The following is a 10,006-nucleotide window of genomic DNA, read 5'->3' as shown; positions in this document are numbered from 1 at the left end:
CGGACAGCGAAACCAAACGCAGCCACGTGCGGATCGCCGCGGCGATCCTGTTCTCGATCCTGTTGGCCGCGACCGTGTTCACCTACCTGGCGTACACGGCGGCGTTCACCCCGGTCGACACCGTCACCGTGACCTCTCCGCGCGCCGGCCTGGTGATGGAGCGCGACGCCAAGGTGAAGTACCGGGGGGTGCAAGTCGGCAAGGTCAAGTCGATCGACTACGCCGGGGACGAAGCGAAGCTGACGCTGGCCATCGAACGCGGCGAGATGCGCTACATCCCCTCCAACGCCGGCGTGCGCATCGGCAGCACAACGGTTTTCGGCGCGAAGTCCGTCGAGTTCATCCCGCCGCCCCACCCGTCGGGGCAGCAGTTGAGGCCGAACGCCACGGTCGCGGCCAAGGATGTGCAACTCGAGGTCAACACCCTGTTCCAGACGCTGTCCGACGTGCTGGACAAGGTCGACCCGATCAACCTCAACGGAACGCTGAGCGCGCTGGGAGAAGGCCTGCGCGGTCACGGTGACGACCTCGGCGCCACGCTGGCCGGGCTGAACTACTACCTGCAGCAGCTCAATCCGCGGCTGCCGACCCTGCAGGAGGATCTGCGCAAGACCGCCGTCGTCGCCAACATCTACGGCGACGCCGGCCCGGACCTCGCGCGCGTCATCGACAACGCGCCCACGATCAGCAACACGATCGTCGACGAGAAGGACAACCTCAACGCGACGCTGTTGGCCGCCACCGGGCTGGCCAACAACGGAACCGCCACCTTTGAACCGGCCGAGCACGACTACATCGCCGCGATCCAGCGGTTGCGAGCGCCGCTGAAGGTGGCCGGTGACTACTCACCGGAGTTCGGCTGCATGTTGAAGGGCACGGCGCTGGCCGTCGACCGGTTCGCTCCGGTCATCGGCGGTATCCGGCCGGGCCTGTTCGTGGCGTCCAACTTCCTGCCCGGATCGCCGGCTTACACATATCCGGAGAGCCTGCCGATCGTCAACGCCACCGGCGGCCCGAATTGCCGTGGCCTGCCGGATGTTCCGAGCAAGCAGTTCGGTGGCTCGTGGTACCGCACCCCGTTCCTGGTCACCGACAACGCCTACGTCCCGTACCAGCCGAACACCGAGGTGCAGTTCGACGCGCCGTCGACGCTGCAGTGGTTGTTCAACGGCGCGTTCGCCGAGAGGGATGATTTCTGATGAGCGGCGAGAGGACGTTGCTCAAGGTCAGCATCTTCGCTGTCATCATGCTTCTGGTGGCCGCGATGCTGGTGGTCGTGTTCGGCGAGTTCCGGTTCACCTCGGAGAAGAGCTACCACGCGACGTTCACCAATGCCTCCCGACTGAAAGGGGGCAATGACGTGCGGATCGCCGGCGTCCCCGTCGGCACCGTGGGCGAGGTGAAGCTGAACCCGGACAACACGGTCGACGTGTCGTTCGACCTCGACAAGCGCTACCAGCTGTACACCTCCTCCCGCGCAGTGGTGCGCTACGAGAACCTGGTGGGCGACCGGTATCTGGAGATCACCTCGGGCCCCGGTGAACTGCGCAAGCTTCCGGCGGGCAGCACCATCCCCAAGCAGAACACGCAGCCCGCGCTCGATCTCGACGCGTTGCTCGGCGGTCTGAAGCCGGTCCTCAAGGGACTCGACGGGCAGAAGATCAACGAGATCAGCAGCGCAGTGATCGAACTGCTGCAGGGCCAGGGCGGTGCCCTGTCGAACCTGTTGGCCACCACCAGCGCGTTCACCCAGAACCTCGCGGCGCGCGACCAACTCATCGGCGACGTCATCAACAACCTCAACACCGTGCTCGGCACCGTCGACGAGAAGGGCGCGCAGTTCGACGCCAGCGTCGACCAACTGCAGAAGCTGATCACGGGGCTGGCCGAGGGACGAGACCCGATCGCGGGTGCGATCGCCCCGCTCGCCTCTGCGGAGAACAGCCTGACCGACATGTTGCAGAAGTCCCGCAGACCGGTACAGGGCGTGATCGAGAACGTCCGTCCGCTCGCGCAACGGCTGGACGAGCGCAAGGCCGACGTCAACAAGGTGATCGAACCGCTGGCCGAGAACTACCTGCGGCTCAACGCGCTTGGCGCGTATGGTTCGTTCTTCAACATCTTCTACTGCTCGACGCGGCTGAAGATCAGCGGACCGGCGGGCAGTGACATCCTGATCCCGCTGGGCGGTCCGCCCGATCCGTCGAAGGGGAGGTGTGCGCCGAATGTCGAGTAGGCCCGATGATTCGAACCCGTTGCGCACCGGCATCTTCGGGATCTTCCTGGTTGCCTGCCTGGTGCTGGTGTCGTTCGGCTACGCCAGCCTTCCGTTCTTCCCGCAGGGCAAGCCGTACGAGGCTTACTTCACCGATGCGGGCGGGATGACGCCGGGCAACGAGGTCGACGTGTCGGGGATCAACGTCGGCAAGGTGACCGCCGTCGAGTTGGCGGGGGACACCGCCAGGATCCGCTTCACCGTCGACCGGGACATCAAGGTCGGTGACCAGTCCATGGCGTCGATCAGGACCGACACCGTGCTCGGCGAGAAGTCGCTTTCGGTCACACCGCGGGGCAACGGGGAGTCGACTGTGATCCCGTTGGGGCGCACCACGACTCCGTACACGTTGAACACCGCGCTGCAGGATCTCGGGCAGAACGCCAGCGAGCTGGACAAGCCGCGGTTCGAGCAGGCACTGCAGACGATCACCGACTCGCTGCGCGATGCGACTCCGCAGCTGCGCGGTGCGCTCGACGGAGTGGCCAACCTGTCGCGCACCCTCAACAAGCGCGACGAGGCGCTCGGCCAGCTGCTCGGGCACGCCAAGAAGGTTTCCGACACCTTGGCGCAACGTGCCGGTCAGGTGAACCAGCTGATCGTCGACGGCAACATGCTGTTCGCGGCACTCGACGAGCGGCGTCAGGCCCTGAGCAACCTGATCGCGGGCATCGACGATGTATCCCAACAGCTTTCGGGTTTCGTCGCGGACAACCGCCGCGAATTCAAGCCCGCATTGGATAAGTTGAACCTGGTGCTGGACAACCTCCTCGAGCGTCGTGAGCACATCAGCGAGGCGCTCAAGCGGCTGCCGCCGTACGCGACAGCGCTCGGTGAGGTGGTCGGGTCGGGCCCCGGATTCCAGATCAACCTGTACGGGCTGCCGCCCGCTCCGCTCGCCGAGGTGCTCCTCGACTTCTACTTCCAGCCCGGCAAGCTGCCGGACAGCCTCGCCGACATGCTGCGCGGGTACATCTCCGAGCGCCTGATCATTAGGCCGAAGTCACCATGACGCAAGCGAATTCGACTCTGAACCGTCGCCCCTGGGTGCGGCCGACACTGATCGCCGCGCTGGTGCTGATGCTGGCGGTGGGCGTGTTCCTGGTGTGGCCCACGCGGGTCGGCAACAAGCTCACGGCCTACTTCACCTCGGCGGTGGGCCTCTATCCGGGCGACGAGGTCCGCATCGTCGGTGTGCCCGTCGGGAAGATCGAGTCGATCGACCCGAGGGCCGGCGACGTGAAGGTGACCATGATGCTGGACAATGGCGTGCTGGTCCCCGCCGACGCGAAGGCGCTCGTCATCGCGCCGAACCTGGTGTCCGCCAGGTTCATTCAGCTCACCCCCGCCTATACCGGCGGTGCGGCGATGGCGGACGGCGCCGAGATCGGCCTCGATCGCACGGCGGTGCCGGTCGAGTGGGACGAGGTCAAAGAGCAGCTCACCCAGTTGAGCGCACAGCTCGGACCGAAACCGGGCTCGGTGCAGGGGCCGCTGAGCACATTCGTGAACCAGGCCGCGGACACGTTCGACGGCAACGGGGACTCGTTCCGCCAGGCGCTGCGGGAGCTCTCGCAGACCGCCGGCCGGCTCGGCGACTCGCGCACCGACCTCTTCGGCACCATCCGCAACCTGCAGGTGCTGGTGAACGCGCTGTCGAACAGCAACGAGCAGATCGTGCAGTTCTCCAACCACGTCGCCTCGGTCTCGCAGGTGCTCGCCGACAGTTCGGCGAACCTCGACTCCACCCTCGGCACGCTCAACCAGGCGCTGGCCGACGTGCGGGGCTTCCTCAACGAGAACAACGGCGCGCTCATCGACCAGGTGAACAAGCTCACCGACTTCACCAGCATCCTCACCGAGCGCAGCGAGGACATCGAGCAGGTCCTGCACATCACGCCCAACGGCTTGTCGAACTTCTACAACATCTACAACCCGGCGCAGGGCACCGTGGGCGGCCTGCTGACGCTGCCGAACTTCGCCAACCCGGTGCAGTTCATCTGCGGCGGTGCTTTCGAGGCGGCGCCGACACCGGAGAACTTCAAGCGGACCGAGATCTGCCGTCAGCGCATGGGCCCGGTGTTCAAGCGCATCGCGATGAACTATCCACCGCTGCTCTTCCACCCGATCAACAGCATCACCGCCTACAAGGGCCAGATCATCTACGACACCCCCGAGACGGAGGCGAAGGCCAAGACGCCGGTGCCGTATCTGCAATGGCAGCCGGCGCCCGGCGCGAAGCCCCCACAGGTGTCGGCGAACATGGATCTCAGCTCGCTGCTCGTGCCACCCGCACCGGAGGCGGCACCCCCCACCCCGCAGGGGGCCCCAGGTCAACCGGCGTCTGCCCCGACCACCTCGCACGCGGGCGGACCGGCCGCCGAAGGGCCGGGTCCGGACGCGCCGGCTCCGGCGCCCGGGCCTGAGCCGCTGCCCCTGCCGGCTGAGGGAGGTGGGTCCTGATGCGCAAGGCACTACGCAAAACGGTTGCGTTCCCGTCGCTGGCCGTGCTGCTGGCGGGCTGCTCGTTCGGCGGGCTGAACTCGCTGAACATGCCGGGCACCGCGGGCCACGGCCCGGGTGCGTACAAGATCACCGTGGAGTTGCCCGATGTGGCGACGCTGCCGCAGAACTCGCCGGTGATGGTCGACGACGTCACCGTCGGCAGCGTTTCCGGTATCGAGGCGGTGCAGCGGTCGGACGGCACGTTCTACGCCGCGGTCCAGTTGTCGCTCGACGAGAACGTCAAGCTGCCGGAGAACGCGACCGCGAAGGTGGCGCAGACCTCGTTGCTGGGTTCGCAGCACATCGAGCTCGCCGAGCCCGCCGACGGGCGGGGTGTCGGAAAGCTCAAGGACGGCTCGGAAATCCCGCTCGAGCGCACCGGTCGCTACCCGACCACCGAGGAAGTTCTCTCGTCCCTCGGCGTCGTGGTCAACAAGGGCAACCTCGGTGCGCTGCAGGACATCACAGACGAGACCTACAACGCGATCGCCGGGCGGCAGGGCCAGTTCGCCGACCTGGTGCCCCGGCTGGCGGAGCTGACCACGTCGTTGGACCGGCAGACAGCCGACATCGTGGCCGCGATGGAGGGCTTGGACCGGTTCGGCGGAATCCTGGCCCGCAGCCAGGACAGTCTCGGCCGCACACTCGACTCGCTGCCCGGGGCGCTGAAGGTGCTCAACGACAACCGCGCCAACATCGTCGACGCGTTCACCGCGCTGCGCAGCTTCGCCGAGGTCGGCTCCCGGATGCTCGAGCAGACCAAGGACGACTTCGCCGCGGACTTCAAGGACCTGTACCCGGTGATCAAGTCGTTCAACGACAATGCCGATTATCTGATCAAGGACCTCGAGCTGCTGCCCACGTTCCCGTTCCACTACAAGTACCTGCGCAACGCGGTCCGTGGCGACTACCTCAACGTCTACACGACCTTCGACCTGACCGTGCGTCGCACCGGGGAGTCGGTGTTCACGACGTCGTGGGGCCTCGACCCGAACATGAAGCGGATGCATGAGATCATCACCCCGCCGGACTTCATGACGGGCTCGCTGGCCAACCTGTCCGGGCAGGCCGCAGATCCGTTCAAGATCCCGCCGGGCACGGCGACCCAGCACGGGGGAGGCTCCTAGATGCTCTCGCGCCTCACCCGCATCCAGCTGTCGATCTTCGCGATCGTCACCGTGCTGACCGTCGGTGCGATCTCGATCTTCTACCTGAAGCTGCCGGCCGCGGTCGGCATCGGCACCTATGAGGTCACCGCGGATTTCGCTGCGGGCGGCGGCCTCTACAAGAACGCCAACGTGACGTATCGCGGGGTGACGATCGGCCGGGTCGAGTCTGTCGGGCTCACCGACGACAGCGTCGTCGCCACGATGCGCCTCAACAGCGGCACGCCGGTACCGGAGAACACGACCGCGACGGTCAAGAGCGTGTCCGCGGTCGGTGAGCAGTACATCGACCTCGTGCCGCCGGCGAAACCGTCGAGCGCGATGCTGCGCGACGGTTCGAACATCGGCGTGGACCGCACCGCGATCGGGCAGGACGTCGCGGGCCTGCTGCAGGAGGCCCAGAACCTGGTCAACAGCGTCGGCGACAGCCGGATCCAGGACCTGCTGCGAGAAACATTCAAGGCGTTCAACGGATCCGGGCCGGAACTGGCGCGGATGATCGAGTCGTCGCGGCTGCTCGTCGACGAGGCCAACGCCAACTACGGCCAGGTGAACCAACTCATCGACCAGGCGGGCCCGTTCCTCGACGCGCAGATCCGCAGCGGTGACGACATCCGCTCGCTGGCAGACGGATTGGCCCGTTTCACCACGGAAGTGGCCAACGCCGACCCGCAGTTGCGGTCGACGTTGCAGACCGTTCCGGGCGCCGCCGCCGAGGCCAACGAACTGTTCAGCGGCATTCGGCCGTCGTTCCCGGTGCTGGCCGCCAACCTCGCCAACTTCGGGCGCATCGGCGTCATCTACCGGAAGTCTCTCGAACACTCGCTCGTGGTGTTCCCGGCGTTGATGGCGGCCTTGTTGACGGTCGGCGGCGGCCTGCCCGCCGACGAGGGCGGCAAGTTGGACTTCAAGATTCACCTGCAGGACCCGCCGCCGTGTCTGACGGGGTTCGTCCCGGCTGCCGAGATGCGTTCGCCCGCCGACGAGTCGCTGCGCGAACTGCCCAAGGACCTGTACTGCAAGACCCCGCAGAACGACCCGGCCGTCGTGCGCGGTGCGCGTAACTATCCCTGCCAGGAGTTCCCGGGCAAGCGCGCCCCGACGGTGCAGTTGTGCCGTGACCCGCGCGGTTACGTCCCGATCGGCAACAACCCGTGGCGCGGGCCGCCGGTGCCGCTCGGCACGCCGATGGACACGATGGAGGACGACACGCCCGAGGTCGGCCGGAACATCCTGCCGCCGAACAAGTTCCCCTACATTCCGCCGCAGGTCGATCCCGATCCCGGTCCTCCGGTGGTGCAGTTGCCGCCGGGTGTCGCGCCCGGTCCCGGTCCAGCGCCGCACGCGCCGTTCCCGCTGCCGGTGCCGCCGAACGAGGTCCAGCCGACGCTGCCTCCCGCGTGGCCGTTCTTCGCCCCGCCGGACCAGGTGGTGCCGCCGTACGGCCGCACACCGCCGCCGCCGGCGGCGCCCGCGCCACCTCCGGGAACGGTCGTGGCCCCGCCTCCGGCGGGCGGCCCACCGCTGCCTGCGGAGGCCCCGCCGATGGCGTCGGGCGCCAACGGCCCGCAGGTCGCGACCTATGACCGCAACGGCAAGTTCGTGGACCCCGAGGGCGGAACTGGCGTGATCGCGGCCGGAGCTGACAAACTGGCGCCCGCAGAGAACTGGGTTGATTTGATGTTGGCACCAAGGCAGGCGTAATGACGGAAGGTTCGACTTCGGCGAACCCGGATACCCGGGACAGCGAAGCGGCCGGTGAAACGACAACCACGGCCACCGCGCCGAGACCGACGGGACGTCGGCGTGCGTCGCGCGCGGCCGGTCCGGCGGCGGGGACTTCGACGACCGCGGTGCGCGTCGACTCGGCCAAGCCGATCAGCGTCCGGTTGGCCAAGCCGGCGGGCCCACCGCCACGCAGGCAACCGAACCGACGCCTCGTCGCGACGATCTTCGTTCCCGTCGCCATCGTCGCGACCGCGGCGCTGGTGGGCCTGGGCGCGCTGATGGTCGTACAACAGCGCCACGGTGATGCCGTCCAGGCAAGAGAACAGCAGTTCGTCGACACCGCGAAGCAGTTGGTGGTGAACATGTTCAGCTACAAGCAGGACACCATCGACGCCAGCGTGGACCGGTTCGTCAACAGCACCAGCGGACCGCTACGCGCGATGATGACGCAGGGCAACAACACCGAGAACCTCAAGCTGCTGTTCCGCGACACCAACGCCAGTGCCGAGGCGGTGATCAACGGGGCCGCGCTGGAGAAGGTCGACGAGGTCGCCGACAACGCCGCAGTGCTGGTGTCGGCGCGGGTCACGGTCACCGATCTCGACGGCAACAACCAACCGTCGAAACCGTATCGGTTGCGGGTCATCGTGCACGAGGACGACAACGGCCACATGACGGCCTACGACCTCAAGTACCCCGACGGTGGCAACTGATGCGCGGTTCGTCAGGCAGCCCGAAGTCATCGTGGACGGCCCGACTCGTCGGCGCGCTGTCGGCTCTGCTTGCGGCCCTGTTCGTCGGGTCGGCGGCGGTCGGCGGCGCGCTGTACTGGAACCGCGTCGAACAGCGCGGCGAGCAGGCCGCGCGAACCGAGTTGGGACCGTTGGCCGCTCAGCAGATCCCCAAGGTCTTCGGCTACGACTACCAGACGGTGGAACGGACGCTCAACGAGGTGTACCCGATGCTCACGCCGAGCTACCGCCAGGAGTTTCGCGATCGCGCGGCCAAGGACATCATCCCGCAGGCGCGGGATCGCCAGCTGGTCAGCCAGGCCCATGTGGTCGGCGTCGGAGTGCTCACAGCGCAGCGCGAATCAGGTTCGGTGATGGTCTTCCTGAACCGCACCGTGACCGACAAATCGAAGGAGCCGGTCTACGACGGCAGCCGGTTGCGGGTCGACTACCAGAAGGTCGACGGCAAGTGGCTGATCCAGTACATCACTCCGATCTAGCGGTGTCCGCGGTCTCCGTGCCGGCCAGCGCATCGAGAAACGCTCGCGCCCAACGGTCGACGTCGTGCGCGAGTACCTGCCTGCGCAGCGCGCGCATCCGCCGCCTGCCCTCTTCGGGTGACTGGTTCAGCGCGGCCTCGATGGCGTCCTTGACACCCTCGAGATGGTGCGGGTTGGCGAGGTAAGCCTGGCGCAGTTCTGCTGCGGCACCGGTGAACTCGCTGAGCACCAGGGCACCGCCAAGGTCGCTGCGGCAGGCCACGTACTCCTTCGCGACGAGGTTCATGCCGTCGCGCAGCGGCGTCACCAGCATGACGTCGGCCGCCACGAAGAACGCGATCAACTCCTCGCGCGGCACCGGGCGGTGCAGGTAGTGCACGATCGGATGCCCGACTTCGCCGTACTCGCCGTTGATGTGGCCGACCTGACGTTCGATGTCCTGGCGCATCTCGATGTAGCTCTCGACACGCTCCCTACTGGGCGTCGCGAGCTGGACGAACACGGTGTCCTGGCGGTCGACCCGACCCTCGGCGAGCAGTTCGGAGAACGCTCGCAGCCGGACGTCGATGCCTTTGGTGTAGTCCAGTCGATCGACCCCCAGCAGGATTTTGCGGGGCCGGCCCAGCTCACCGCGAATCTCCTTGGCGCGCTGGCGGATCGACCGGGAGCGGGCCTGCTGGTCGAGTTCTGTCGAGTCGATGGAGATCGGAAAGGCGCCGACCTTCACAGTGCGTGAGTCGACGTCGATCTCACCGAAGCGGGACCGCACGCCGATGGTTGCGCGGGAAGTGTTGGCGCCCACCAGTCTTCGGGCGAGGATGAGGAAGTTCTGCGCGCCGCCGGGCAGGTGGAAACCGACGAGGTCCGCGCCGAGCAGGCCTTCGACGATCTCGGTCCGCCAGGGCATCTGCATGAACAACTCGACCGGCGGGAAGGGGATGTGCAGGAAGAACCCGATAGTCAGGTCCGGGCGCAGGGTACGCAACATCTTGGGCACCAGCTGCAATTGGTAGTCCTGCACCCAGACGGTCGCGCCCTGTGCGGCACTCTTCGCGGTGGCCTCGGCGAAGCGCCGGTTCACCTCGACGTAGGCGTCCCACC

General features: G+C 67.0%; 9 protein-coding genes. 8 read left to right on the top strand and 1 reads right to left on the bottom strand.

Annotation, left to right across the window (positions count from 1 at the left end):
- The 8 genes from A5663_RS22395 to A5663_RS22360 form a co-directional block, all read left to right on the top strand.
- Nucleotides 1-1,199: MCE family protein (locus tag A5663_RS22395; RefSeq protein WP_068153923.1), on the top strand; the 1,199-nt coding region annotated here is incomplete at its 5' end.
- Nucleotides 1,199-2,236, top strand: coding sequence for an MCE family protein (locus A5663_RS22390; protein WP_068153922.1), 1,038 nt, complete (start codon nucleotides 1,199-1,201; stop codon nucleotides 2,234-2,236). The genes A5663_RS22395 and A5663_RS22390, both read left to right, overlap by 1 nt.
- A complete protein-coding gene (locus A5663_RS22385; RefSeq protein WP_068153921.1) occupies nucleotides 2,226-3,287 on the top strand; it encodes a virulence factor Mce family protein in 1,062 nt (353 codons plus the stop codon). Before A5663_RS22390 ends, A5663_RS22385 begins: the two co-directional genes overlap by 11 nt.
- Complete coding sequence (locus tag A5663_RS22380) at nucleotides 3,284-4,738, top strand: MCE family protein (protein ID WP_068153920.1); 1,455 nt, start codon at nucleotides 3,284-3,286, stop codon at nucleotides 4,736-4,738. The genes A5663_RS22385 and A5663_RS22380 overlap by 4 nt, the downstream gene beginning before the upstream one ends.
- Nucleotides 4,738-5,907, top strand: coding sequence for an MCE family protein (locus tag A5663_RS22375; RefSeq protein ID WP_068153919.1), 1,170 nt, complete (start codon nucleotides 4,738-4,740; stop codon nucleotides 5,905-5,907). The genes A5663_RS22380 and A5663_RS22375 overlap by 1 nt, the downstream gene beginning before the upstream one ends.
- On the top strand, nucleotides 5,908-7,650 hold the full coding sequence (locus A5663_RS22370) for a virulence factor Mce family protein (RefSeq protein ID WP_068153918.1): 1,743 nt from the start codon (nucleotides 5,908-5,910) through the stop codon (nucleotides 7,648-7,650). It abuts the gene before it with no gap.
- Nucleotides 7,650-8,387, top strand: coding sequence for a mammalian cell entry protein (locus tag A5663_RS22365; protein WP_068153917.1), 738 nt, complete (start codon nucleotides 7,650-7,652; stop codon nucleotides 8,385-8,387). Before A5663_RS22370 ends, A5663_RS22365 begins: the two co-directional genes overlap by 1 nt.
- Complete coding sequence (locus tag A5663_RS22360) at nucleotides 8,387-8,905, top strand: mammalian cell entry protein (RefSeq protein WP_068153916.1); 519 nt, start codon at nucleotides 8,387-8,389, stop codon at nucleotides 8,903-8,905. Before A5663_RS22365 ends, A5663_RS22360 begins: the two co-directional genes overlap by 1 nt.
- Here the strand turns inward: A5663_RS22360 and A5663_RS22355 are convergent.
- On the bottom strand, nucleotides 8,892-10,006 hold a 1,115-nt coding region (locus A5663_RS22355; RefSeq protein ID WP_068153915.1), incomplete at its 5' end, for a trehalose-6-phosphate synthase. The two genes, A5663_RS22360 and A5663_RS22355, sit on opposite strands and share 14 nt — an antisense overlap.

The sequence above is a fragment of the Mycobacterium sp. E740 genome, from assembly GCF_001672895.1.
Lineage (GTDB): Bacteria > Actinomycetota > Actinomycetes > Mycobacteriales > Mycobacteriaceae > Mycobacterium.
Note: the sequence above shows the minus strand (reverse complement) of the source record. Positions and strands in the feature narration are given on the sequence as shown.

Coding starts and splice junctions, on each gene's coding strand:
- A5663_RS22365 (WP_068153917.1), top strand. CDS start 7,650: ATGACGGAAGGTTCGACTTCGGCGAACCCGGATACCCGGGACAGCGAA.
- A5663_RS22370 (WP_068153918.1), top strand. CDS start 5,908: ATGCTCTCGCGCCTCACCCGCATCCAGCTGTCGATCTTCGCGATCGTC.
- A5663_RS22375 (WP_068153919.1), top strand. CDS start 4,738: ATGCGCAAGGCACTACGCAAAACGGTTGCGTTCCCGTCGCTGGCCGTG.
- A5663_RS22360 (WP_068153916.1), top strand. CDS start 8,387: ATGCGCGGTTCGTCAGGCAGCCCGAAGTCATCGTGGACGGCCCGACTC.
- A5663_RS22390 (WP_068153922.1), top strand. CDS start 1,199: ATGAGCGGCGAGAGGACGTTGCTCAAGGTCAGCATCTTCGCTGTCATC.
- A5663_RS22380 (WP_068153920.1), top strand. CDS start 3,284: ATGACGCAAGCGAATTCGACTCTGAACCGTCGCCCCTGGGTGCGGCCG.
- A5663_RS22385 (WP_068153921.1), top strand. CDS start 2,226: ATGTCGAGTAGGCCCGATGATTCGAACCCGTTGCGCACCGGCATCTTC.